We start from the raw sequence: 22,903 nt of genomic DNA, 5'->3' as shown, positions 1-22,903 counted from the left end.
CCGGGAGGACGGCGGCCGAATGGGACGTGTCATGCGCCCGTAACCTGGAAAGCTACCGCTTAGTAGTTTGTCGTTGTACGGTTCAGGCATGCCAGAAGCAGCTTCCGTGCAGGCCACCAGGGCCACCATCGGTGACAGCGAGTTCGACCGGGACACCGCGCTCGTCGCTCGCGCACCCGGCGTGTACGACATCGACCTCTCCGCCGGCTGGACCATCATCAACGCCGTCAACGGCGGCTATCTGCTGGCCGTCCTCGGCCGCGCCCTCGCGGACGCCTTGCCGCACGCCGACCCGTTCACGATCTCGGCGCACTACCTGACGGCGTCCCAGCCGGGCCCGGCGGTCATCCGCACCGAGGTCGTACGGACGGGCCGCACCCTGTCGACCGGCCAGGCCTCGCTCTTCCAGTACGACGAGCAGGGCCGCGAGGTGGAACGCATCCGTGTCCTCGCCTCCTACGGCGACCTGGACGCCCTGCCGGACGACGTCCGTACGACGGCGCAGCCGCCGGCGTTCCCGCCCATGGACCAGTGCTTCGGCCCCCAGGACGGGCCGGCCCCCGTGGATGGCAGCTCGGCGATCACCGACCGCCTGATGATCAAGCTGGACCCGGCCACCATCGGCTGGGCGGTCGGCGCACCGTCCGGCAAGGGCGAGATGCGCGCCTGGTTCGGCCTGGCGGACGGCCGGGACGCCGACCCGCTCTCGCTCCTCCTGGCGGTGGACGCACTCCCGCCCACCGCCTTCGAACTCGGCCTGAAGGGCTGGGTGCCCACGGTGGAACTCACGGTCCACGTCCGCTCCCGCCCGGCCCCCGGCCCCCTCCGCGTCTCGATCACCACCCGCAACCTGGCCGGCGGCTTCCTGGAGGAGGACGCGGAGGTCTGGGACAGCAACGACCGCCTGGTGGCCCAGTCCCGCCAACTGGCCCGCGTGAGGCTCGGCTGAGCGGGGTGGCGTGAGGCGGCGGCCTTCGCCCCCGCCGCCCTGGGGGCTGCCGCCCCCAGACCACCGCTTCGGCCTGAACGGCCTCGTCCTCAAACACCGGACGGGCTGAAGAAATCCAGCCCACAAGGGCGAGATCGAGAAGCGGTCCGTGGCGGGCGGTCAGGCTCGGCTGAGCGGAGCCCTTCCCAGCCAGGCTGCCAACTGGCGGTAGCTGTCGGCTCCTTCAGGGGCCGGCAGGACGTCGCCGAAGGGAGTCCGCTCGTCGCGCTGCGGGTCAGGCAGAACACGACGAGCGGCGGCGAGGGCGAAGTCGGCCAGCTCCGGGTCGAGTTCGAAGGGGTGGCCGAGCGACTCGGAGAGGTCCCAGGTGTGGGTGACCAGTTCCATGACGTAGCCGGACAGGGCCGCGCGGCCCGGGACCTCGCCCCAGGGGACGCGCACCGGCGCCTCCATGCGGTCGTCGCCCGCCCACGCCCTGAGGACCCGGGTGCGGACCTCGTCGTACTCGGCCGTCCAGTCGTCGTCGGCCACGCCGTCCACGAACGGGTGTACGGCGAGCCCGTCGCCGCCCTCGCCGACCACCGCGATGCGCAGGGTGCCGCCCACCATGTGGCTGAGCAGCGTGCGCACGTCGAACTCGGCGCAGGGGGTCGGACCGGCCAGCTGCTCGGGACGTACGGTCTTGATGAGCGCAGCCGCCTGCTCGGTGGCGCGGGTGTACACGGGACGGGGATCGATGGCGTTCATGGCGTTCATCGGGGCCTCTCTCTGACGGTCTCTTCGGGTCGGAGAGTCGCCGCATAACCTGACAGTTTCCGTCAACATTTGCCGGGGACTTCGTGCGGCGCGATTCTGGTGCGGTGAAGTCCGACCGACTGCTCTCGATCCTGCTGCTCCTGCAGACCCGCGGCCGCGTCCCCGCGCACGAACTCGCCGACCGGCTCGAGGTGTCGGTGCGGACCATCTACCGGGACGTCGAGGCCCTGTCCGCCTCCGGTGTCCCGGTCTACGCGGAGCGCGGGCGGCACGGCGGGATCGAGCTGCTCGCCGGGTTCCGTACCGACGTCACAGGGCTGACCGTCGACGAGTCCCGCGCCCTGTTCATCCTCGCCGCCCAGGGCGCACACGCCGCACTCGGCCTGGACGCGGCGCTCGGCTCGGCGCTGCGCAAGGTGATGGCCGCGCTGCCGGCCCCGTACCGCCCGGCGGCCGAGGTGACCTCCCGCCGCATCCTCGTCGACGCCACGCGCTGGAAGGGCGGTCCGCAGCCCGCCGTGGACCTGGACACCCTGCAGGACGCCGTCTTCGCCGACCGCCGGCTGCGGCTGCGCTACCGGCACAGCGGGGCGCAGAAGGCGCGGACGTACACCGTCGACCCGTACGGGCTCGTGTCGAAGGCGGGCATCTGGTACCTCGTCGCCGACCGGCGCGCGAAACCGCAGCTCTTCCGCGCCGACCGGGTGCAGTCCGCCACCGTCCTGGACGACGGGGTGAAGCGGCGGCCGGGGGTCGAACTCGCCGATGCCTGGGAGGTGTTGCGCCGCCAGGTCGAGGAGCGGCCCGGCGGACTCGACGTCGCCGTCCGCGTCCGCCGCGACCGCCTCGACATGTTCCTGCGCCTGCACGCCTCGCAGCTCGCCGGACTCCCCGAGGACGACGGCGAGGGCGAGTGGGTGACCGCGCGGCTCTCGTACCGCGTGGTCCGCGAGGCGCGCCAGCTGCTGCAGTTCGCCGACCACGTGGAGGTCCTCTCGCCGCCCGAGGTGCGCGCGGAGCTGGCCGCCGCGGCCGCCTCTGTCACGGACCTGTACCAGCGAGTAGGCGAGAGCGGTTTGTGAAGTAGCAGGTCAGCGCGGTCTCTTGGGATCCGCTTTACCTGAATCACAGGCCGGGGACAGACCGCCCCCAAGGAAGCCCTAAGCGCCGTTGATTGAGTTCCCGCACTCGAGGCTCCCTCATCTCCCTTCATCCTCCTTGGAGTTGTTTCTCATGAAGCGTGTGCGTCTCGTCCCGGCGGTGGCTCTGCTGGCGCTCTCGCCTCTGGTCCTGGCGGCCTGCGGCTCGGGCGACTCGTCGTCGTCGAACAGCGGCAACTCGGGGCAGCAGCAAGCCTGTCAGGCACCGACCGGCAACGCCACCGGGCGCCCGAGCGGTGCCCCCTCGGGCGCCCCCACCGGCAACGCCACCGCCAGGCCCTCCGGTGCCCCCTCGGGCATGCCGAGCGGCGCGCCCAGCGCCGGTGCGGCCGCGGGCGGCGGTCAGGGCGGTCCCGGTGGAGGCGGCCAGGGCGGCGGCTGCGGCGGTGGTCAGGGCGGCCCCGGTGGCGGTGGTGCCGCACCCAGCGGCGCCCCCACCGCGCAAGCTACGAAGAACTGACCTCGGACGCGGTACGGCAAGGGGCGGCACCCCCCGGTGAAACAGGGGGGCCGTCCCTTGGTGCTGCCCGGGCTCAGTCCGCCCAGTGGTGCCGCCCGATGCTGATCAGCCGCATCTGACGGGTCGCGATCTGCGCCACGCGCTCCCGGTCCTCCTTGGTGCCCTCCAGGGACTCCAGGAACAGCGAGGCGGTGACCAGCATCTGGTCGACGTACAGATGGGCGAGCATGAGCAGGTCGTCGTCGCTCCAGCCCTCCGACTCCGGGTCCTTGGCGAGCTCCCCCTTCACCTCCTCGGCGAACCGGGCCAGTTGGTCCCGGATGGCCTCCCGCACCGGCTGGACCCCGCCATGTCGTTCGCGGGCGATAAAACGGACATGCGCGGGGTACCCGTCCACATGGCCGGCGATCAACTCGATGGCGCGCGCTATGCGTTCCTCGCTGGAGTCGGCCGCGGACACCGTCGTCCGGATCATCGGGTGCAGGCTGCCCAGCGCCTCCTCGACCAGGGCCACGCCGAGATCCGCAATGGAGCGGAAGTGGCGGTAGAAGGCGGTCGGGGCGACGCCGACGGCGCGCGTGACCTCGCGCAGGCCCAGGCTGCTCAGGCTCTGCTCCTCCAGCAGGCCGAGTGCCGCGTCCAGGAGCGCCTGCCGGGTCTTCTGCTTCTGGGCCTGCCGGATGCCGAGGGTGTGACTCATGTCATCCAGTTAACAACTGTTCTCTGGATTTGGAAAGCCGTTGAGCGCGCTAGACTCTGAAGTCAGTGAACAAGTGTTACTACAACCGTTCACCGAAACTTAACCAGAGGCGCCCTCCCGGGGCGCACGGAGGGGGATCGAATCCCATGCTGTTCCTCGTCGCCGCACTCATGCTGCTCGGCGTCGTCCTGGGCACCGTGGCCCACGCGCCGCTGACCGTCACCGCTCTCGTGGCCGTCGGCATCGCCGTCTGGCTCGGCATCTTCGCCGTCCGCGAGCGCCACAGCCGCCGCACCTCGGCCCACTGACCACCCGACCGACTTCCGTCCACTGGAGCTGAGCACGATGCAACTCACCGCCCCGGCCACGAGCCGCACCGACACCACCACCCGCAAGCCCGCCCGCGACGCCGACGGCATGGCCGTCGCGTCCTTCATCCTCGGCCTCCTCGGCCTGCTCGTGCTGAACGTCTTCCTCGGCCCCGTCGCCATCGTCCTGGCCGCCGTCGCCCTCTGGCGCGGTACCACCCGCCGGGGCCGCGCGTACCTGGGTATGGCCCTGGGCGTGGCCGACCTGGCGGTTCTGGTGATCGCCATGCAGATGTCCAACACGGTCTCGTGGAGCCTGTGAGCCCGAGGCGCACCATGACGAACGGCCGACCTCCCCGAGGACGACGGGGCCCGGTCGCCGAACCGCCCGGTCCGGACGTACTGCCGGCGACGGGGGCCCCGTAGAATCGGCCCCACCATGGCTTACCTCGACCACGCCGCGACCACCCCGATGCTCCCCGAGGCAGTCGAGGCAATGACCGCCCAGCTGAGCGTCACGGGCAACGCCTCCTCCCTCCATGCCTCCGGCCGGCAGGCCCGCCGTACCGTCGAGGAGGCCCGCGAGACCCTTGCGGAAGCGCTCGGCGCCCGCCCCAGCGAGGTCGTTCTCACCTCCGGCGGCACCGAGGCCGACAACCTCGCCGTGAAGGGCCTGTACTGGTCCCGGCGCGACGCCGACCCGGCCCGCACCCGCGTCCTCGCCAGCCCCGTCGAGCACCATGCCGTCCTCGACGCCGTGCACTGGCTCGGCGAACACGAGGGCGCCACCGTCGAGTACCTCCCGGTCGACCCGTACGGACGGGTCCACCCCGAGGCGTTGCGCGAGGCGATCGCCCGCAACCCCGACGACGTGGCCCTGGCCACCGTGATGTGGGCGAACAACGAGATCGGCACGGTCATGCCCGTCCGTGAACTCGCGGACGTGGCACGGGAGTCCGGCATCCCGCTGCACGCCGACGCGGTCCAGGCCTTCGGCCAGGTCCCGGTCGACTTCGCCGCCTCAGGACTCGCCGCGATGACGGTCTCCGGGCACAAGATCGGCGGTCCGTACGGCATCGGCGCCCTGGTCCTCGGCCGCGAGTACACCCCCGTGCCGGTCCTGCACGGCGGCGGTCAGGAGCGCCATGTCCGCTCCGGCACCCTCGACGTCCCCGCCGTCGCCTCCTTCGCGGTGGCCGGACGTCTCGCCGCCGAGCAGCGCGAGTGGTTCGAGCGGGAGATCGGCGCCCTGCGCGACAGTCTGGTCGAGGCCGTCCGTACGGCGGTCCCGGACGCGATCCTGGGCGGCGACCCCGTGGACCGCCTCCCGGCCAACGCCCACTTCACCTTCCCCGGCTGTGAGGGCGACTCCCTGCTGCTGCTCCTCGACGCCCAGGGCATCGAGTGCTCCACCGGCTCCGCCTGCACCGCCGGCGTCGCCCAGCCCAGCCATGTCCTGCTGGCCACCGGCACCGACCCCGACCTGGCCCGCGGCACCCTGCGCTTCTCCCTCGGCCACACCTCCACGGAGGCGGACGTCGAGGCCCTGGCGAAGGCGATCGGCCCGGCGGTCGAGCGGGCTCGAGCCGCCGGGCTCACCTGAACAAGCGCCGTCAGCTCTCCGTCACCATGAGGGACGCCATCATGCCCTCGTCCTCGTGCTGCAGCAGATGGCAGTGGAGCATGTACATGTAGGTGTCGTCGGAGAAGTCCGTGAACTCCATGGCGATCTTGATGGTTCCGCCGCCGACCACCTCGTACGTGTCGAACCAGCCGAGGTCGACCCCGGTCGGGTCCTCGCCGTTGACGGAGACCAACTGGTACGGCACGTCGTGCAGATGGAACGAGTGTTCCAGCTGGGTGTTGTTCTTGATCGTCCAGATCTCCTTGGAGCCCAGCGTGGTGCTGATCATGGCCATGGACGACATGCTCGTGCCCACCGAACCGTCGATCGTCATCGAGGTGCCGCTCTGGCCGAGCGTGATGGTGCGGGCGGTGAAGTCGCTGGTGTCGTACCGGTCGATGGTGTTGAGCGAACTCGGCAGGTCGGACGGGGTGTCCGTGCCGGACGCCGTGATCGCGAGCACGTCGTAGGTGCCGCTGCCGCCGCGCACCCAGCCGGTGGTGACGACGGCCTGGAGCGTCACGGCGTCCGAGAGGTCCAGCACGAACTCGGCGCGGGCGCCGGCCACCAGCCGGATGCTGGTCACCTCGGTTGCCGCGGTGAGATAGCCCTGGTCGGTGGCGATCTGGTTGAGCTTGCCGCCGTCTCTGCGCTGGAGGGTGATGATGTCGGACGGCGAGGCGTTGAGCACCCGGAACCGCGTGCGGGTCTTGGTGGCGGTGAAGGTGAGCGTGGTGTCGTCGACGTTGGTGCCGTTCAGCAGCAGCGGGAAGCTCAGCCCGCTGCTCAGATAGCCGGACAGGTCGTACTTGAGCGCGCCCGCGCTGTCGGTGGCGAGGCTCTGGAAGATCAGCGGGATGTCGTCGGTGCCGTAGGTGCTCGGCAGGTTCGAGGACGCGGTCGAGTCGTCCTCGACGATGATCATGCCGGCCAGCCCGTGCACCGCCTGCTTGGCCGTGGTGCCCAGGGCGTGCGGGTGGTACCAGAGCGTCTTGGCCTCGTCCTTGACCGTGAACGTCGGGGACCAGGTCTCCCCGTCGGCGAAGGCGACCTGGGGGCCGCCGTCCATCTTGGCCGGGACATGCGCGCCGTGGAAGTGGACGGTGGTGTCCTCGCCCAGGCTGTTGGTGATGTCGAGCAGGACCGTGTCGCCGCTGGTCCACTTCATGGTGGGCCCGAGGAAGGACTGGTTGTAGCCCATCGTGTCGCTGGTGACCCCGGAGAGCACCTCGGCCGTGCCGGTCTTCGCTTCCAGCGTGAAGGTGGTGGTGCTGCCGGAGGTGGTGCCCTCCAGCAGGTCCGGGACGGTCAGGGCGGCCGTGTCGGTCGCCGCGCTCGCCTTGCTCCTGCCCGCCTCGGTCAGCAGGGAGAAGGCGCCCCCGGCCCCGGCGACGGCCCCGAGGCCGACACCGGCCATGCCGCCGAGGAACCTGCGCCGGTGCATGCCTTTGCCCTTGCGGGTGTTCTCGCCGTGTCCGCCCGTGCCCTCGCCGGGCTCTGTGGTGTGAGTCATGGGCGGGATCGTTGAACCAAGAACTGTGCGAGGGCTGGGGTGAAGTCAGGAAGAAGCCGGGCCGGCTGTGAAGGCGCCCTGAGCGTCCGCCCCACCCAACTGCCTTGAAGAAGAGCCAAGTTGAAAAAGACCAGATCGCCCACGGCGTGAGGGACGCAATGGACACCTCGTCCCGGCGGAAGCCTTTACGACTTCGTTGTCTTCACCGACCGCACGAGCCCCATGTACCGGTCCCAGTCCCAGTACCGCCCCGGGTCGGTGTGGTCCGTCCCCGGCACCTCCACATGCCCGATGATGTGCTCGCGGTCGACCGGTATGCCGTAGCGCCGGCAGATCCCCGCGGCCAGCCGCGCCGAGGAGGCGTACATCGCGTCCGTGAAGGACGATCTGTCCTCCACGAAGCCCTCGTGCTCGATGCCGACACTGCGTTCGTTGTACTCGCGGTTGCCCGCGTGGAACGCCACGTCCAGCTCGCGGATCATCTGTGTGACGTGCCCGTCCTTGCGGACTATGTAGTGGGCCGCGGCCTTGTGGTCCGGGTCCTGGAAGGCCTTGACCGCGCTCGCGAAGCCGCCCTGGGTGACATGGACGACCACCCGGTCTATCGAGTAGTCGGCCGGCCGGTCGGCCCGCCGGTAGTTCGCCGGCGAGGCCGCCAGCCACTGCGCACCCCGGAAGTCGACCGCACCCGGCGTGCGCGGCTTCTCCACCCCCGGCAGCCGCCACCACAGGTGCGACAGCTCCTCACGCGCCAGCACCGCCGTGCCGACCGCGGCCGCCGCGCCGCCCAGCAGCAGCGCACGGCGCCCGATCCGCCGGTCCGAGTCACTCCTGCTCGCCCCCATGTGATCACCAACGGATACGCGTGGGCTCCGGTTCCCGAGTCCCCGTACTCTTGAAGGGCTATGACTGACACCCCGCAGCGCCCCCGCCCCCTTCGCGTACTCGCCGCCATGTCCGGCGGAGTGGACTCCGCCGTCGCCGCCGCCCGCGCCGCGGAGGCCGGCCACGACGTGACCGGCGTCCACCTCGCGCTCTCCGCGAACCCGCAGTCCTTCCGCACGGGCGCGCGTGGCTGTTGCACCATCGAGGACTCCCGCGACGCCCGCCGCGCCGCCGACGTCATCGGCATCCCGTTCTACGTCTGGGACCTCGCCGACCGCTTCCGCGAGGACGTGGTCGAGGACTTCGTCGCCGAGTACGAGGCCGGCCGCACCCCGAACCCGTGCCTGCGCTGCAACGAGAAGATCAAGTTCGCAGCCCTCCTGGACAAGGCCCTGGCGCTCGGCTTCGACGCCGTCTGCACCGGCCACTACGCCCAGGTGATCGTGAACGAGGACGGCACCCGTGAGCTGCACCGCGCCTCCGACATGGCCAAGGACCAGTCGTACGTCCTCGGCGTCCTGGACGAGAGGCAGCTGGCGCACGCCCTCTTCCCGCTCGGCGACACCGTGACGACCAAGGACGAGATCCGTGCCGAGGCCGAGCGCCGCGGTCTCGCGGTCGCCAAGAAGCCCGACTCGCACGACATCTGCTTCATCGCCGACGGCGACACGCAGGGCTTCCTCGCGAACCGGCTCGGCAAGGCCGAGGGCGACATCGTCGACGAGTCCGGGGCGAAGATCGGCACCCACGAGGGCGCGTACGGCTTCACCATCGGCCAGCGCAAGGGGCTGCGCATCGGCACCCCGGCCCCCGACGGCAAGCCGCGCTACGTCCTGGACATCTCGCCGGTGAACAACACGGTGACGGTCGGCCCGGCCGACGCCCTGGACGTGACCGCCCTGACCGCGATCAAGCCCCGCTGGTGCGGCACGGCCCCCTCCGGGCCCGGCACGTACACCGCCCAGCTGCGCGCCCACGGCGGCGAGACCGAGGTCACCGCCGAACTCGTCGACGGCACCCTGGAGGTCTCCTTCACGGAGCCCGTCCGCGGTGTCGCCCCCGGCCAGGCGATCGTGCTGTACGACGGCACGCGCGTGGTGGGCTCGGCGACGATCGCGACGACCACGCGCGCGAGGACGACGACTTCGGTCGCCTGACCGTCTCTAGGAAGGCGCCCAGAGCTCGAACCGGCTGCTGCCCCAGCCCGCGGCGTACGGCACCGTGCCGAGGAGGCGGTAGCCGGTCGAGTGGACGAGCGCGTCCCGGACGGTCGCGCTCTCACCGGTCGGGTTGCCCCGGTCGAGCACGATCAGCGTGAAGTGCCGTTCGGCCACGGCCGCCTTGAAGCCGGCCGCGCCCGTGAGGTGCCGTCCGGAACGGGTCGTGTAGTCGATCGTGTACGTCGAGTTCCACTGCCGGTACGAAGTGGCCTTGCCCAGCTCGTACACCGGCACCTCGTAGGTGTCGGCGAGATAGTGGCCGTGGGCGTTCACATAAGGCCGTATCGCGGCCACCAGGCCCCTGGAGTCGGGCCAGGCGTGGAAGTTGTCGTACGCCTGCGACATGCCGCTGGAGAGCAGCACCACGCCCAGGAAGATCGCCCACTGCGGGTACTTGAAGTGGGCGCCCATCAGCCGGGTGACGCCGACCCCGGCGAGCGGCGCCGCGAAGAACAGGCCGTAGCCGATGTGCTTGTGCAGCGAGACCTCGGTGTGCAGGTGCAGCTGGTAGGCGGGCGCGAGCAGGGCGGTGCCGACCAGCAGCACTCCGAGCGCGGCGCGCCAGCGGGCCCCCGGCAGGTTCCCGCGCCAGCCCGGCATCTCGCTCATCCGTCCGGTGCGGACGTACGAGAACGCCCCCACCAGGGCCACGGCGACCGCCAGGCCGCCCCAGCGGGCGCAGTCGCGCAGGATCTGCCCGGCGGGCGTCGTACCGGCCGCACGGGCCGTCGTGGTGGACTGGATCGCGGCGAGGTACCCGGAGGCGTACAGCCCCGCGCCCAGCAGCGCGGCGGTGCCAAGGGAGAGCAGCACGCCCCGCAGCAACGCGCGCGGCAGACCGCGCCGTTGGTAGGCGGTCAGGACGCACAGCAGCACCACGGTGGGCAGATACAGCGCCGCGGCGTACTTGACCGCCACGGCGAGCGCGGCGACCGGCGCCGCGAGCAGGGTCAGCAGCGGGTGCGCGTCCGAGGTGCGGACGACGATCCAGGCGGCCAGCGCCAGCAGGAACAGGGCGAGGGCGTCGTAGGTGGCGAAGTTGCCCATGAACGCCGTTGACTGGGCGATGGCGAAGACACCGGCTGCGCACAGACCCGCCCGCTCGTTGAACAGGCGGCGCGTCATCGCGTACAGCAGGGACGTGCAGCCCAGCATGCAGGCGAGGCTCAGCGCGCGCGCCCCGGCCAGCCCGAACACGGAGTCGGCGGCGGCCGCCAGGACCGGGTAGAGGACGGGCGCGCCGGAGAAGTAGCTCTCGAAGCCGCCGTAGAGCTTCGTGCCGTGCAGCAGATGGCCGAGCTCGGCGTGCCCGGCGAACAGGTAGAGCGCCTCGTCCTCGAAGGCGGTGTTCTGCAGGCGCAGCGACAGCGCGGTCTGTACGACCAGCAGGGCCAGCAGGACCAGCCGGCTGACCCAGACACGGCGCGAGCTGGCCTGAGCCGACCAGCCCGAGTCCGGGACCGGGCGCAGGGTGTAGCCGCCCGGCCTGGGCCGCAGCACCCGCAGTTGCATCGTCTCGGCGACCCGGCGGCGGGCCTTCGGCGGCGCCACGGGCAGTTGCATGGTCGAGTCGTTCTGCTCCATCTGCGGCCCCCTACGGATTGCGGACGTCGAAGCCGAAGGAGCCGTCCGCGGCCGCCTTCCGGAACGCGGCGAGCGACAAGGGGCCGCTGTCGATACGCCAGTCGGCCTCCTTCTTGAGGTTGAACCAGACCAGGCCCAGGACGTCGGCACGCGCGCGTACCCCCGCGAACAGGTCGGCGATCTCGGTGGGCTTGGTCTCCCCGGCCTGGACACCCGTCTCCGCGATCAGGAGCGGCTTGTCGCTGAAGCGGCGGATCTCGGTCATGGTCGGCCCGAACAGGGTGCGGAAGGTGGTCGGGCCGTGCAGCGCGTAGTAGCCGACGACGCCGACCCAGTCCACGTACGCGTCACCCGGGTAGTACGGCTTCAGCCGGACGTCCGGGACCGGGTTGATGACGTTCGGGCTCCACACCCAGATGACATCGGCCGCGCCCTCGTCCGTGAACAGGTCGTGGATGTGCCGCCACGCGCGCGCGAAGTCGGCCGCGCCGGTCTTCTTGCTGCCCCAGGGGTACCAGCCGCCGTTCATCTCGTGCCCGAAGCTCAGCGCGAGCGGCCGGTTGTAGTCGCGCACGGCGTCCGCGAACTCCCGGATGTACGCGTCGTCCTGTCCGGCCGCGATCTGTGCGGCCGTGCGGGAGAAGGGTTCCCAGACCAGGAAGGGCAGTTGGCCGTCGTCCCACACGGCCCGGTTGACGTCCGCCTGGAACGGGTCGCCCCACTTCGCGTAGTACTCACGCAGGTTGGGCTGCTTCCCCGCCTTCCCGGCGAAGGCGGTCACGGGCGCGGTGGCGCGGGGCGAGCCGTTGAAGGCGACACCGAGGTACTTGTGGTCCGGCTTCAGCAACGGACGTATGTCGTACGGCGGTTCGGCGCTCTGCGTCTGCTGCTGTGCCTTGGCGGCCGCGGCCGCGGGGACCTGCGGGGCGGGCGGCGCGCAGGCGGAGGCCGCGGCCAGCAGGAAGCCGGTGAGGGCGAGCAGCAGGCAACGGGGGCTGGTCATACGGCTCTTCCGGCTCATGCGGCGACCTCTTCGGCGCGCGGCTGGATCAGGGCGCGGGCGACCGCGACGCCGTAGAAGAGGCCGGAGGCGAGCATCAGGGCGTAGTCGGACGGGCTGAGCGAGGTGCTCATCCGCCAGACCGCGACCGCGATCCAGGCCACGGCGGTCGTCCCGCTCCAGGCCCACATGCCGATCCACAGACGGCGGGTCTTGCTGCCCTTGGCACCGCCCGCTCCGGTCGGCGTCCAGCCCATCGGGCGGCGGCGCACGGTGTCCCAGACGGCGAACGCGTGCGCCCAGCCGTACAGGATGCGGGTGGCCCAGGCCTCCAGGCGGTAGGGGTTGCGGTGCCAGATCGGGTAGATCACGGTCAGGTAGATGACGCTGGGCAGCACCAGGCCGATGTTGGCCAGCTTGAGCTGCTCGGGGGCCGCCAGCATGATCGTCAGGGCGATGAGCGGGCCGCTGAAGGTCAGCAGTCCGGTCTCGATGTAGTAGACGAATCCGGATAGATAGCACAGCCGGCTGACGAAGCGCATCTTCGTGCGCCAGAAGTCCTTGCTGCCGAGCATCGCGAGCGAGGCCATGCACCAGCGGTACTGCTGGCTGTAGAAGGCGCCCACGGTGTCCGGGCACACCCCGGTCGACAGCGCGACCGGTACGTACGTCAGATCCCATCCACGCGCGCGTAGTTCGAACCCCGTGTACATGTCCTCGGAGTGCTCGACCAGGCTGGTGCCGCCGATCTCGGCCAGGGCGCTGCGCCGGTAGACCGCGCAGCTGCCGACGCAGATCGAGCCGTCGCTCTTCTGCCGGGAGACCTGGACGCTGCGGTAGAACAGCTCCTGGACGGCCGCGGCCCCGCGCTCGATCCAGTTCTGCTGGTCCAGGACCCGGAAGAACTGCGGCGACTGCACGATGCCGGTGCGCGGCTCGCGGTCCATGTACGGCAGCAGCTCGTGCAGCAGATCCGCGCGGGGTGCGAAGTCGGCGTCCAGGATGAGGATGAACTCGCCCGATGAGCGCTCGAAGCCGTGCCGCAGATTGCCCGCCTTCTTCATCCAGCCCCGGTTGGGCCGCACCAGGTACCGGAAGCCGAAGTCCTCGGCCATCGCGCCGATCTCGGCGTCGTCGGAGTCGTCAAGGACGATCGGGGTGACCGTCCCCGGGTAGCGCTCGGCCAGCGTGCGCACATGCAGCCAGGTGTTGTGCAGCACCTCGATGGGCTCCCCGCACACCGGCAGGAACACGTCCACGTCCGGATACCGCTCCGGCTGCCAGGCCTTGACCAGACGGCGGTGCCCGCGCAGGTCGAAGCTGGGGGTGAAGGCGTCCAGCCGGAACGAGATCAGAAAGCTCACCACGGACAGCAGCAGTAGCGGGATGTACGCCCAGATCCACGAGCTGGTCGCCGCCGCCTCCACCTGACTGATCACCAGGCACACGAACCCGACGAGGGAGGAGTACGTCAGCACCCAGGTGTGGCGCCTGACGTACGAGATCTTCTCCCGGTCGTCGGGAGGGGAGGGCAGCAGCCCCGACCGGTCCTGGCCGGAAAGGGCCTTGCGCGGTTCGGCCCGGCGGCGACGCTGCGGCGGGACCGCCGGGATGCCGCCGTCGGACAAGGTGTGCGCGGTATTCATGGGTCGTGCTCCACAAGCGAGCCGGAATGCCGGGGGACAAGGAGGCTCGCCGGAAGCGCGAGTTCGTGGTGAATCTTATGTGACTATTCCGCCCGAGTGTGTTTCACCTTCCTCAACTCTTGACGTGGGAGCGCGCCCATCTAGAAGAACTCCGCCAGCACCGGCGCAAGGACGTTCGGATCCACCATGTGTGTCTGACCCTCCAGGACCCGATACGTCCCCTCGGGTACCGTTTCGGCCACGATTCGGGCGGCCTTCCGCATCCAGGCGGGGCTCGCGCTGCCCGCGAGGGACAGAACGGGCACATCGATCCCGGCCAGCCGGTCCCGCGGCACCAGGCCGTCCCCCATCACGGCGTTGTCGTACGCCAGGCTCGGCGCGATCGCCTCCATGCCGGACCACATGGGGGAGTTGCGGGCGCCCTGGATCATCTCCTCGGCCAGCCCGGTGAGCCTGAGGAACAGCTCGACCGCGTCCCCGAGCCGGCCCTGCCCGAGCGCCTCGTCGAGCCGCTCGGTGTACTCGGCCCGCTCCTTCGCGCCGCCCTCGTACACCGCGAACGGCACCTCGTACACGGCGACCCGACGCACCGGCAGCCCGCTCGCGGCCGCCTCCAGGACCAGCGCGCCACCCGACGAGATGCCGTACAGCGAGGCCTCGCCGCCCACCGCGTCGATGAGCGCGGCGAGATCCTCGACCTCGCGGGCCACCGCGTACGGCTGGGTGTCACGGCTCTCGCCGCGGCCCCGGCGGTCGTAGGAGACGACGGTGAAACGACCGGAGAGCGGCCCGGCGAGGGGCGCCACGGTGGCACCGGTCGACATCGCTCCACTGACGAGGATGACGGCGGGCCCCTGCCCGGTGCGCTGATACGCGAGGGAGGTGCCGTCGTGCGAAATGGTCTTCTTGTCCATGCCTGTGGAGATTGCCCCAAGGCAGGGAAATAATCGCCCTTACGCGCTGAGGACCTCGCTCACGACACCTCGACTTCGTAGAAGCAGAGGTGGTCCTTGATCTGCGCGACCTCGGGCTTGGGCTCGGGATAGGACCACACCAGGTCCGCCGCGTCCGGCAGCGACCAGTAGCTCGCGGTGCCCTTGAACGGGCAGTAGGTGTGGGTGTCGGAGGGGGTCAGCAGATCGAGTCGTACGTCCTCGGCGGGCAGGTAGTACCGCGGCGGACAGCCCGTCTCCCTGAGGACGAGGGCTCGTTCGCTCTCCGCCAGGATCTGCCCGCCGTGCACCACGCGCACGTGCCGGTCGCTTTGCTCGATGGTGATCGTGTGTCCTTCGGCCATACCGGAAGAGCATTCGCGGAGGCCCCTTTCTTCCCGCGTACGGTGAGGGCATGCGAATCTGCGTCTTCCTCTCCGCCGCCGATCTCGACGACCGCTACACGCGCCCCGCGCGCGAGTTCGCGAAACTGCTCGGCAAGGGCGGGCACACGCTCGTCTGGGGCGGTTCGGACGTCGGCCTGATGAAGGTCGTCGCCGACGGTGTGCAGGAGGCCGGAGGGCGGCTGTGCGGGGTCTCCGTGGACTTCCTGGCGGCCAAGGCGCGGCAGGGCGCGGACGAGATGGTGATCGCCCGTGACCTCGCCGAGCGCAAGAAGCTGCTCCTGGAGAAGGCCGACGCGGTGGTGGTCATGGTCGGCGGGACGGGAACCCTGGACGAGGCCACCGAGATCCTGGAACTGAAGAAGCACGGCCACACGGACAAGCCGGTCGTCCTGCTCAACACGGCGGGCTTCTACGACGGCCTCAAGGAGCAGTTCCGGCGCATGGAGGACGAGGGGTTCCTGCCCCGCCCCCTCACCGACCTGGTGTTCTTCGCGGAGGAGCCGGTGGGTGCGCTGGCCTACCTGGAGGAGAGCCAGGGCGTCGAGTGAGGCGCGCATGACGGGGACGGCGGCAGAGGGCAGGGCGCCCGCGGGCGCCGGCGGGTGCGAGCATGGCGGGCATGGCTACCCATGTGATCACCGGAGCGGGCTCCGGCATCGGCGCGGCCGTCGCCCGCCGCCTCCACGCGCGCGGGGACGAACTCGTCCTGCACGCGCGGGACGCGGGCCGCGCGAAGGAACTCGCGGCCGAGTTTCCCGGTGCGAGGACGCTGGTCGGCGACCTGGCCGACCCGGACAGGCTGTCCTGGGCGTTCTCGCACCAGACGCTGCCGGACCGGGTGGACTCCCTGCTCCACATCGCGGGTGTGGTCGACCTCGGACCGGTCGGCGAGCTGACGCCCAAGTCCTGGCGCCACCAGCTCAACGTCAACCTGATCGCCCCGGCCGAGCTGACCCGGCACTTCCTGCCCCAACTCCGTGCCGCCCGGGGCCAGGTGGTCTTCGTGAACTCCGGCGCGGGCCTGAACGCCCACGCGGACTGGTCCGCCTACGCGGCCTCGAAGCACGGCCTGAAGGCCCTGGCGGACTCCCTGCGGCACGAGGAGCACGACAACGGCGTCCGCGTCACCTCCGTGTACCCCGGGCGTACCGCCAGCCCGATGCAGGCCAAGGTCCACCAGCAGGAGGGCAAGGAGTACGACGCGTCGAAGTGGATCGACCCGGAGTCGGTCGCGACGACGATTCTGATGGCCGTCGATCTGCCGAGGGATGCGGAGGTCAACGACCTGACGGTGCGCCCGGGCCGCTGACGGGAGTTTTTCGCCCCCGCCGCCCCTTCCCGTCCCGACCCGGGGGCCAGCCCCCGGACCCCCGCTCCTCAAACGCCGGAGGGGCTGATTTTTCGCTGGCCGGGGTTTGGTTTTTCAGCCCGTCCGGCGTTTGAGGACGAGGCCGTTCAGGCCGAAGCGGGGGTCTGGGGGCGGCAGCCCCCAGGGTCGGGACGGGTAGGGGCGGCGGGGGCGGGAAAACATAGGCTTCACATGTGAACGCAGACCTTTCCTTCGGCCCAGCCACCGGCATCGGCTCGATGCCCGGCGGCGACGCCCGCGAGGCGGCCAAAACCGTCACCGGGACCTTCGAGGACTTCCCCTTCCTGCCCGAACTGCCCGCCCGCGGCCCCGGCGCGGACATGATCGGCAGAACCGCCGGACTGCTCGTCGAGCTGTACGCGCGCGTGGAGCCCAGCGGCTGGCGGATCGGGGACCGCCCGGGACGGGACACCAAGCGGGCCAGGTCATGGCTCGGCGAGGATCTCGACGCGCTCGAGGAGTTCACGCAGGGGTACGAGGGGCCGCTCAAGCTGCAGGCCGTCGGCCCCTGGACGCTCGCCGCCAACCTCGAGCTGAAGAACGGCGAGGCGGCCCTCTCCGACCCCGGTGCCTGCCGCGACCTGGCCGCCTCCCTCACCGAAGGCCTCCGACTGCACCTCGCCGAGGTCGCCCGCCGCATCCCCGGCGCCCACCTCGTCCTCCAGCTCGACGAGCCCTCCCTCACCGCCGTCCTGCGCGGCCGGGTGAAGACCGCCAGCGGCTACCGCACCCACCGCGCCGTCGACCGCCAGCTCGTCGAGGCCACCCTCCGCGACGTCGTCGGGGTTCACGGCGACGGCCCCACCGTGGTCCACTCCTGCGCACCGGACGTCCCGTTCGCCCTCCTGCGACGGGCGGGCGCTGCGGCGGTCTCCTTCGACTTCTCGCTCCTCACCGAGCGTGACGACGACACGATCGGAGAGGCGGTGGAAGCGGGTACCCGGCTCTTCGCCGGTGTCGTACCGGGCACGGACGGTCCATTGTCAGACCCTGCCGGTAGCGTCATGGGTGTCAGGACGCTGTGGCGCAGGCTGGGGCTGCAACCGGGTCTTCTCGCGGAGGCGGTCACCCTCACGCCGTCGTGCGGACTCGCGGGGGCCTCCCCGGACTACGCACGCAGGGCACTCGCCCACTGCGTCCGGGCGGCGAGATCCCTCGCGGACAACCCAGAGTAACGGGAGGACAACACGGTGGCCGGCGACAAGCAAGCGGAGACGACGGTGCCCGCCGAGGCGCGGGAGAAGCACGCGAAGCTCGCTGAGCAGATCGAGGAGCACCGCTTCCGGTACTACGTGAAGGACGCTCCGGTCATCAGCGACGCGGAGTTCGACAAGCTCCTGCGCTCCCTGGAGGCGCTGGAGGAGGAGTACTCCGAGCTGCGCACGCCGGACTCGCCGACCCAGAAGGTCGCGGGGGCCTACGAGACGGAGTTCACCTCCGTCGAGCACCGCTCACGCATGCTCTCCCTGGACAACGCCTTCAGCGACGAGGAACTGGCCGCCTGGGCCGAGCGCGTCGCCAGGGACGTCGGCGGGCCCGGCTACCACCTCCTGTGCGAGCTCAAGGTCGACGGTCTCGCCGTCAACCTCACCTACGAGCGGGGCCGCCTCACGCGCGCGGCGACCCGCGGCGACGGCCGCACGGGCGAGGACATCACCCCCAATGTCCGTACGATCGCGGAGATTCCGGACAGGCTGAGCGGTGACCGCGTCCCCGACCTCGTGGAGATCCGCGGCGAGGTCTACTTCCCGATGGAGAAGTTCGAGGAGCTCAACGCCCGCCTGGTCGAGGCCGGCGACAAGCCCTTCGCCAACCCGCGCAACGCGGCGGCCGGTTCACTGCGCCAGAAGGACCCCCGCGTCACCGCCACCCGCCCGCTCCACATGGTCGTCCACGGCATCGGCGCCCTGGAGGGCTTCGAGGGCCTCACCCGCCTCTCCCAGGCCTACGACCTGCTCAAGACCTGGGGCCTGCCCACCTCCCGGCACAACAAGGTGGTCGACGGGCTCGACGGCGTACGGGAGTTCATCGCCCACTACGGCGAGAACCGCCACTCCGTGGAGCACGAGATCGACGGGGTCGTCGTCAAGCTGGACGAGATCCCGCTCCAGGGGCGGCTCGGCTCCACCTCCCGCGCCCCGCGCTGGGCGATCGCGTACAAGTACGCGCCGGAGGAGGTCAACACCAAGCTCATCAACATCCGCGTGGGCGTGGGCCGCACGGGCCGGGTCACTCCGTACGCCCAGGTCGAGCCGGTCACGGTGGCGGGCTCCGAGGTCGAGTTCGCCACCCTGCACAACCAGGACGTCGTCAAGGCCAAGGGCGTCCTCATCGGCGACACGGTGGTGCTGCGCAAGGCCGGTGACGTCATCCCGGAGATCCTCGGCCCGGTCGTCGACCTGCGCGACGGCAGCGAGCGCGAGTTCGTGATGCCGGCCGAGTGCCCCGAGTGCGGTACGGCGCTGAGGCCCATGAAGGAGGGCGACGTCGACCTGCGCTGCCCCAACGCCCGCACCTGCCCGGCCCAGTTGCGCGAGCGGCTGTTCTATCTGGCGGGCCGCAAGGCACTGGACATCGAGCACTTCGGCTATGTCGCCGCGGCCGCCCTCACCAAGCCGCTGGAGCCGAAGGACCCGCCGCTGGTGGACGAGGGCGACCTCTTCGACCTCACCATCGAGCAGCTGCTGCCCATCAAGGCGTACGTCCTCGACCAGGACAGCGGGCTGCCCAAGCGCGACCCGAAGACCGGCGAGGAGAAGGTCGCCACGGTCTTCGCCAACCAGCAGGGCGAGCCGAAGAAGAACGCGGTTGCCATGCTGGAGAACATCGCCGCGGCCAAGGAGCGCCCGCTCGCGCGCATCCTCACGGGCCTGTCGATCCGTCACGTCGGCCCGGTCGCGGCCGAGGCGCTGGCCCGTGAGTTCCGGTCGATCGAGCGCATCGAGCAGGCCACCGAGGAGGAGCTGGCGAACACCGAAGGCGTCGGCGGGATCATCGCCGCCTCCCTCAAGGAGTGGTTCGCCGAGGAGTGGCACCAGGAGATCCTCCGCAAGTGGCGCGCCGCGGGCGTGCGCATGGAGGAGGAGAGCTCGGGTGAGGAGGAGGGCCCGCGCCCGCTCGAAGGGCTGACCGTCGTGGTCACCGGCACTCTCGAGCACTTCACCCGCGACGGCGCGAAGGAGGCGCTGCAGAGCCGCGGAGCGAAAGTGACCGGTTCCGTTTCGAAGAAGACATCCTTCGTGGTTGTCGGTGACAATCCTGGGTCGAAATATGACAAGGCGATGCAGGTCAAGGTGCCCGTTCTGAACGAGGAGGGCTTCAACGTCCTGTTGGAACAGGGACCGGACGCGGCGGCCGAAGTTGCGCTTCCCACAGAGGAATAGCGATTGAAGGCCACCCGATCGGCGCATACCAGATGCATACGGGTGGCCGGGGTGCATTCGGGCAACCGTCCGCGACCGCTGCCCGTGGAAGCCTTCTGCGGCCTACTGTTGAGGTGTGCACCTGCCGTGCCCAGCTGCGGTTGGGGCATCCCCTTGCTCTTGGCGGGCAAGGGGAAGGGTTTTCCAACGCGGTGCCGTTGATGGATGTCGGGCAACGGGCCGCGTGGCGTGGGCACCGCCGGCTGTGAGAGGGACGGGAATGGAACCGACCGAGAGCGCCGCCCCTGACTCACGGCTGCGCCTGCGCCGGGTCACCGGTGCATGGCGGGCGAGCCGGTGGGCAGGGCGGCCTTCGGAGCGTCCGGGTGCGGAGGGGCGCGCCACCGGACAGTACACCGTGACGGACGGGCGCGCCCCGCACCTCACCGCCGACCACCCTCCCGGACTGCCGGATTCCGAACACGAACGGCACATGTCCTGGCCCGCGCTGCCCGCGGCGGTCGTCGCGGCGGCGGCCTTCGTCCTCGGCGCCGGCTTCTACCGCGGGTTCGCCGGCACGCACGCGCTCTTCCCGGCCGGCACCGTCGGCTGGTCCTTCGCCGTGCTGACCGGCATCATCGTCGGCCACCTGGTCATGCTCGGCCGCTCCCGCTGGTGGGGCGGCACCGGCTCGGGCGCCGCCCTCACCCTCGCCGTCCTGATGCTGTACGGCTGGGTGCCCGCCGGAATGGTCAGCCTCACCGTGGTCGTGCTGGTCGGCATAGCCCGGCGCAACCGCTGGCGCCAGGGCGTGCTGCACGGCTCGGTGGACATCCTCGGCATCGGAGCCGGAGCCCTGGTGCTGGGCGCCTTCGGACGCGTGCCGTCCGTGGAGAAACCCTGGAACCCCGACACCTGGACCCTCTACACGGCGCCCGCGGTGATGCTGGTCGCCGTCGCGTACCTCCTGGTCACCCGCACCCTCCTCTGGTACCTGCACGCCCCGCGCCACGGCGGGCTGCCCACCGTCGCCCGCACCGCCCTGGTCAGACAGGGCCTGGTCGCGGTCGCGCTGCTCGGCATCGCCCCGCTGGTCTGTGTGGTCGCCGTCGCCCAGCCGGTGCTGCTGCCGCTCTTCGCCATCCCGCTGATCGCCCTCGACTCCACCCTGTGGATCGCCCGCGCCCGGGCCGAGGAGCAGCTGCGCGACCCGCTGACCGGGCTGCCCAACCGTCAGTGGCTCCTTGAGCGCATCTGGACCGCACTCGACGACGCCGAACGCATCGGTGCGCGCGCCGCGCTGATGCTGATCGACCTGGACCGCTTCCGCTCGGTCAACGACACCCTGGGGCATCTCGCCGGTGACCGGCTGCTCCTGCAGATAGCCGACCGGCTGCGCCTGGCCCTGCCCCGTGGAGCGGAGGCCGCGCGGCTCGGCGGTGACGAGTTCGCCGTCTTACTGCCGGTGGCCGACTCCACGACCTCCGCGACCCGCCTCGCCCGGAGCCTGGTCGCCGCGCTCAGCTCCCCGCTCGACCTCGACGGGCTCACCCTCGTCCTGGAGGCCAGCGCGGGGGTCGCCGTCTTCCCGGACCATGCACTGGACGCCGAGGGGCTGCTGCGGCGGGCGGACGTGGCGATGTACCAGGCGAAGCGGGACCGTACCGGCGTCGAGGTGTACGAGTCCAAGCGGGACTCGAACACACCGGACCGGCTGGGCCTCCTCGGTGATCTGCGCCGGGCGCTGGACGCGCAGGAGGTGCAGCTGCACTACCAGCCCAAGGTCCGCTTCGACGGACAGGTCGCGGGCCTCGAGGCCCTGGTCCGGTGGGTGCATCCCGAGCGCGGGAAGGTGCCGCCGGACGAGTTCATAGCGATCGCCGAGTCCTCGGGGCTGATGCCCCATCTCACGGAGTACGTCCTGGAGACGGCGCTGGCTCAGGTGGCCCGGTGGCGGGCCCAGGGCCTGTATGTGCCGGTCGCGGTCAACGTCTCCCCGCGTGACGTCCACACCCCCGGTTTCGCGGGCTCCGTCGCCGCCCGGCTGGCCCGGCACGGCGTCCCGGCGGGAGCGCTCCAACTGGAGATAACGGAGCACGTCCTGCTCGAGGACCCGCAGCGCGCCGCCGACACACTGGCCGGGCTGACCGGGCACGGCGTGAAGATGTCACTGGACGACTTCGGCACCGGTTACTCCTCCCTGGTGCACCTGCGGCGGCTTCCGGTGAGCGAGCTGAAGATCGACCGCTCCTTCGTGGCCCGCCTCGCCGTCGACGCGGAGGACGCGGAGATCGTCCGCTGCACGGTCGACCTCGCCCATTCCCTCGGTCTGCTGGTCGTCGCGGAGGGCGTCGAGGACGACGAGACCTGGGAGCGGCTGCGGGACCTCGGCTGCGACGCCGTACAGGGCTGGCTGGTCGCAGCCGCGATGCCGCCGGAGGAGACGACGGCGTGGCTGCGGGCGCGCGGGTCGCGGGGCTGGCAGCGGCCTCGGGCGGCCCTGCCGGCCGCGGCGACCGACGAGTAGTTCCCCGCCGGCCCACCCGTGGGGCCGGCGGGAGGCGGGGGCCGAGGCCCGGGACGGGCGCCGTTGACCCCCGACGGCCTCTTGGGCGTAAGGTCCGGGAAACCGTTTCACGGTCACCGGGCCCCGCCCCATAGGATTGGGGACTGGCGTCACATATCCGCCTGCCCCCAACCACACACACTCACCCCAGAGGAACGCTGCATGCCTGGCATTACGCGCGAGGAGGTCGCCCACCTCGCCCGGCTGGCGCGTCTGGAGCTGAAGCCCGAAGAGCTCGAACACTTCGCAGGCCAGCTGGACGACATCATCGGCGCGGTGGCTCGCGTCAGCGAGGTCGCCGACCAAGACGTACCGCCGACCTCGCACCCGCTCCCGCTGACGAACGTCATGCGCAAGGACGAGGTCCGTCCCTCGCTCACCCCCGAGCAGGCGCTCTCCGGCGCCCCGGCCCAGGAGCAGCAGCGTTTCAAGGTGCCGCAGATCCTGGGGGAGGACTAACCG

At 70.9% G+C, this 22,903-nt stretch carries 22 protein-coding genes; 13 read left to right on the top strand and 9 right to left on the bottom strand.

Features of this window, described 5'->3' with window-relative positions:
* Nucleotides 1–88 precede the first annotated feature (88 nt).
* Complete coding sequence (locus tag ABT254_RS28060) at nucleotides 89–949, top strand: thioesterase family protein (RefSeq protein WP_351475629.1); 861 nt, start codon at nucleotides 89–91, stop codon at nucleotides 947–949.
* A gap of 159 nt (nucleotides 950–1,108) precedes the next feature.
* Here ABT254_RS28060 and ABT254_RS28055 read toward each other — a convergent pair whose 3' ends face one another.
* On the bottom strand, nucleotides 1,109–1,705 hold the full coding sequence (locus ABT254_RS28055) for a TIGR03086 family metal-binding protein (protein WP_351475626.1): 597 nt from the start codon (nucleotides 1,703–1,705) through the stop codon (nucleotides 1,109–1,111).
* A 104-nt stretch (nucleotides 1,706–1,809) separates the two neighbouring features.
* Here ABT254_RS28055 and ABT254_RS28050 point away from each other — a divergent pair, with 104 nt between their 5' ends.
* The gene (locus ABT254_RS28050) at nucleotides 1,810–2,787 is read left to right on the top strand and encodes a helix-turn-helix transcriptional regulator (protein WP_351475623.1); all 978 of its coding nucleotides are present in this window, start codon (nucleotides 1,810–1,812) and stop codon (nucleotides 2,785–2,787) included.
* Nucleotides 2,788–2,938: 151 nt separating this feature from the next.
* Complete coding sequence (locus tag ABT254_RS28045) at nucleotides 2,939–3,325, top strand: hypothetical protein (protein ID WP_351475620.1); 387 nt, start codon at nucleotides 2,939–2,941, stop codon at nucleotides 3,323–3,325.
* Nucleotides 3,326–3,398: 73 nt separating this feature from the next.
* Here ABT254_RS28045 and ABT254_RS28040 read toward each other — a convergent pair whose 3' ends face one another.
* Nucleotides 3,399–4,025 carry a TetR family transcriptional regulator gene (locus ABT254_RS28040; protein ID WP_351475617.1) on the bottom strand — a complete coding sequence of 209 codons (627 nt, stop codon included), beginning with the start codon at nucleotides 4,023–4,025 and terminating at the stop codon, nucleotides 3,399–3,401.
* 146 nt (nucleotides 4,026–4,171) lie between these two features.
* On the opposite strand from ABT254_RS28040, the gene ABT254_RS28035 reads away from it, so the two are divergent.
* From ABT254_RS28035 to ABT254_RS28025, 3 genes are all read left to right on the top strand, one after another.
* Nucleotides 4,172–4,333, top strand: a complete 162-nt coding sequence (locus tag ABT254_RS28035; protein WP_351475614.1) for a hypothetical protein — start codon at nucleotides 4,172–4,174, stop codon at nucleotides 4,331–4,333.
* A 37-nt stretch (nucleotides 4,334–4,370) separates the two neighbouring features.
* Entirely contained in the window at nucleotides 4,371–4,655 is a 285-nt protein-coding gene (locus tag ABT254_RS28030) for a DUF4190 domain-containing protein (protein ID WP_099931465.1), read from the top strand.
* A gap of 117 nt (nucleotides 4,656–4,772) precedes the next feature.
* Nucleotides 4,773–5,936 carry a cysteine desulfurase family protein gene (locus ABT254_RS28025; RefSeq protein WP_351475611.1) on the top strand — a complete coding sequence of 388 codons (1,164 nt, stop codon included), beginning with the start codon at nucleotides 4,773–4,775 and terminating at the stop codon, nucleotides 5,934–5,936.
* A 10-nt stretch (nucleotides 5,937–5,946) separates the two neighbouring features.
* On the opposite strand, the gene ABT254_RS28020 is transcribed toward ABT254_RS28025, so the two are convergent.
* Together ABT254_RS28020 and ABT254_RS28015 are read right to left on the bottom strand one after the other, a co-directional pair.
* Nucleotides 5,947–7,470, bottom strand: a complete 1,524-nt coding sequence (locus tag ABT254_RS28020) for a multicopper oxidase family protein (RefSeq protein ID WP_351475608.1) — start codon at nucleotides 7,468–7,470, stop codon at nucleotides 5,947–5,949.
* A gap of 185 nt (nucleotides 7,471–7,655) precedes the next feature.
* On the bottom strand, nucleotides 7,656–8,315 hold the full coding sequence (locus ABT254_RS28015) for an N-acetylmuramoyl-L-alanine amidase (protein WP_351475605.1): 660 nt from the start codon (nucleotides 8,313–8,315) through the stop codon (nucleotides 7,656–7,658).
* A 60-nt stretch (nucleotides 8,316–8,375) separates the two neighbouring features.
* Between ABT254_RS28015 and mnmA the strand changes: the two genes are divergently transcribed.
* Nucleotides 8,376–9,512 carry a tRNA 2-thiouridine(34) synthase MnmA gene (mnmA, locus tag ABT254_RS28010; protein WP_351475602.1) on the top strand — a complete coding sequence of 379 codons (1,137 nt, stop codon included), beginning with the start codon at nucleotides 8,376–8,378 and terminating at the stop codon, nucleotides 9,510–9,512.
* Between the two features lie 6 nt (nucleotides 9,513–9,518).
* Here mnmA and ABT254_RS28005 read toward each other — a convergent pair whose 3' ends face one another.
* The 5 genes from ABT254_RS28005 to ABT254_RS27985 all read right to left on the bottom strand — a co-directional run bounded on the left by ABT254_RS28005 (nucleotide 9,519) and on the right by ABT254_RS27985 (nucleotide 15,102).
* A complete protein-coding gene (locus ABT254_RS28005) occupies nucleotides 9,519–11,159 on the bottom strand; it encodes a glycosyltransferase family 39 protein (RefSeq protein ID WP_351475599.1) in 1,641 nt (546 codons plus the stop codon).
* A 10-nt stretch (nucleotides 11,160–11,169) separates the two neighbouring features.
* Entirely contained in the window at nucleotides 11,170–12,162 is a 993-nt protein-coding gene (locus ABT254_RS28000) for a glycoside hydrolase family 26 protein (protein ID WP_351475596.1), read from the bottom strand.
* Between the two features lie 14 nt (nucleotides 12,163–12,176).
* Nucleotides 12,177–13,805, bottom strand: a complete 1,629-nt coding sequence (locus ABT254_RS27995; RefSeq protein ID WP_351475593.1) for a glycosyltransferase family 2 protein — start codon at nucleotides 13,803–13,805, stop codon at nucleotides 12,177–12,179.
* Between the two features lie 140 nt (nucleotides 13,806–13,945).
* Nucleotides 13,946–14,719: an alpha/beta fold hydrolase gene (locus ABT254_RS27990; protein ID WP_351475590.1), complete on the bottom strand. Its 774-nt coding sequence runs from the start codon at nucleotides 14,717–14,719 to the stop codon at nucleotides 13,946–13,948.
* A 59-nt stretch (nucleotides 14,720–14,778) separates the two neighbouring features.
* Nucleotides 14,779–15,102: a DUF427 domain-containing protein gene (locus ABT254_RS27985; protein ID WP_351475588.1), complete on the bottom strand. Its 324-nt coding sequence runs from the start codon at nucleotides 15,100–15,102 to the stop codon at nucleotides 14,779–14,781.
* Nucleotides 15,103–15,152: 50 nt separating this feature from the next.
* Between ABT254_RS27985 and ABT254_RS27980 the strand changes: the two genes are divergently transcribed.
* From ABT254_RS27980 to gatC, 6 genes are all read left to right on the top strand, one after another.
* A complete protein-coding gene (locus ABT254_RS27980; protein WP_266960726.1) occupies nucleotides 15,153–15,692 on the top strand; it encodes an LOG family protein in 540 nt (179 codons plus the stop codon).
* 62 nt (nucleotides 15,693–15,754) lie between these two features.
* Nucleotides 15,755–16,453, top strand: a complete 699-nt coding sequence (locus ABT254_RS27975; protein WP_351475584.1) for an SDR family oxidoreductase — start codon at nucleotides 15,755–15,757, stop codon at nucleotides 16,451–16,453.
* A 233-nt stretch (nucleotides 16,454–16,686) separates the two neighbouring features.
* Nucleotides 16,687–17,688: a methionine synthase gene (locus tag ABT254_RS27970; protein ID WP_351475582.1), complete on the top strand. Its 1,002-nt coding sequence runs from the start codon at nucleotides 16,687–16,689 to the stop codon at nucleotides 17,686–17,688.
* Nucleotides 17,689–17,703: 15 nt separating this feature from the next.
* Nucleotides 17,704–19,896 (top strand): NAD-dependent DNA ligase LigA, encoded by a 2,193-nt coding sequence (gene ligA, locus ABT254_RS27965; protein ID WP_351475580.1) that lies wholly within the window; start codon nucleotides 17,704–17,706, stop codon nucleotides 19,894–19,896.
* 259 nt (nucleotides 19,897–20,155) lie between these two features.
* Nucleotides 20,156–22,402 (top strand): putative bifunctional diguanylate cyclase/phosphodiesterase, encoded by a 2,247-nt coding sequence (locus ABT254_RS27960; protein WP_351475577.1) that lies wholly within the window; start codon nucleotides 20,156–20,158, stop codon nucleotides 22,400–22,402.
* Nucleotides 22,403–22,603: 201 nt separating this feature from the next.
* Nucleotides 22,604–22,900, top strand: coding sequence for an Asp-tRNA(Asn)/Glu-tRNA(Gln) amidotransferase subunit GatC (gatC, locus tag ABT254_RS27955; protein ID WP_030851400.1), 297 nt, complete (start codon nucleotides 22,604–22,606; stop codon nucleotides 22,898–22,900).
* Nucleotides 22,901–22,903: the final 3 nt, after the last annotated feature.

It is taken from the genome of Streptomyces sp. NPDC001137 (assembly GCF_040298885.1).
Lineage (GTDB): Bacteria > Actinomycetota > Actinomycetes > Streptomycetales > Streptomycetaceae > Streptomyces.
Note: the sequence above shows the minus strand (reverse complement) of the source record. Positions and strands in the feature narration are given on the sequence as shown.

Excerpts from the sequence above, each read along its gene's own strand:
- ABT254_RS27990 (WP_351475590.1), bottom strand. The coding sequence starts at position 14,719 with ATGGACAAGAAGACCATTTCGCACGACGGCACCTCCCTCGCGTATCAG.
- ABT254_RS28000 (WP_351475596.1), bottom strand. The coding sequence starts at position 12,162 with ATGACCAGCCCCCGTTGCCTGCTGCTCGCCCTCACCGGCTTCCTGCTG.
- ABT254_RS27960 (WP_351475577.1), top strand. The coding sequence starts at position 20,156 with ATGGAACCGACCGAGAGCGCCGCCCCTGACTCACGGCTGCGCCTGCGC.
- ABT254_RS28015 (WP_351475605.1), bottom strand. The coding sequence starts at position 8,315 with ATGGGGGCGAGCAGGAGTGACTCGGACCGGCGGATCGGGCGCCGTGCG.
- ABT254_RS28025 (WP_351475611.1), top strand. The coding sequence starts at position 4,773 with ATGGCTTACCTCGACCACGCCGCGACCACCCCGATGCTCCCCGAGGCA.
- mnmA (WP_351475602.1), top strand. The coding sequence starts at position 8,376 with ATGACTGACACCCCGCAGCGCCCCCGCCCCCTTCGCGTACTCGCCGCC.
- ABT254_RS28055 (WP_351475626.1), bottom strand. The coding sequence starts at position 1,705 with ATGAACGCCATGAACGCCATCGATCCCCGTCCCGTGTACACCCGCGCC.
- ABT254_RS28035 (WP_351475614.1), top strand. The coding sequence starts at position 4,172 with ATGCTGTTCCTCGTCGCCGCACTCATGCTGCTCGGCGTCGTCCTGGGC.
- ABT254_RS28040 (WP_351475617.1), bottom strand. The coding sequence starts at position 4,025 with ATGAGTCACACCCTCGGCATCCGGCAGGCCCAGAAGCAGAAGACCCGG.
- ABT254_RS28045 (WP_351475620.1), top strand. The coding sequence starts at position 2,939 with ATGAAGCGTGTGCGTCTCGTCCCGGCGGTGGCTCTGCTGGCGCTCTCG.
- gatC (WP_030851400.1), top strand. The coding sequence starts at position 22,604 with ATGCCTGGCATTACGCGCGAGGAGGTCGCCCACCTCGCCCGGCTGGCG.
- ABT254_RS28020 (WP_351475608.1), bottom strand. The coding sequence starts at position 7,470 with ATGACTCACACCACAGAGCCCGGCGAGGGCACGGGCGGACACGGCGAG.
- ABT254_RS27995 (WP_351475593.1), bottom strand. The coding sequence starts at position 13,805 with ATGAATACCGCGCACACCTTGTCCGACGGCGGCATCCCGGCGGTCCCG.
- ABT254_RS27975 (WP_351475584.1), top strand. The coding sequence starts at position 15,755 with ATGGCGGGCATGGCTACCCATGTGATCACCGGAGCGGGCTCCGGCATC.
- ABT254_RS28030 (WP_099931465.1), top strand. The coding sequence starts at position 4,371 with ATGCAACTCACCGCCCCGGCCACGAGCCGCACCGACACCACCACCCGC.
- ABT254_RS27985 (WP_351475588.1), bottom strand. The coding sequence starts at position 15,102 with ATGGCCGAAGGACACACGATCACCATCGAGCAAAGCGACCGGCACGTG.
- ABT254_RS28005 (WP_351475599.1), bottom strand. The coding sequence starts at position 11,159 with ATGGAGCAGAACGACTCGACCATGCAACTGCCCGTGGCGCCGCCGAAG.
- ABT254_RS28060 (WP_351475629.1), top strand. The coding sequence starts at position 89 with ATGCCAGAAGCAGCTTCCGTGCAGGCCACCAGGGCCACCATCGGTGAC.
- ABT254_RS27980 (WP_266960726.1), top strand. The coding sequence starts at position 15,153 with ATGCGAATCTGCGTCTTCCTCTCCGCCGCCGATCTCGACGACCGCTAC.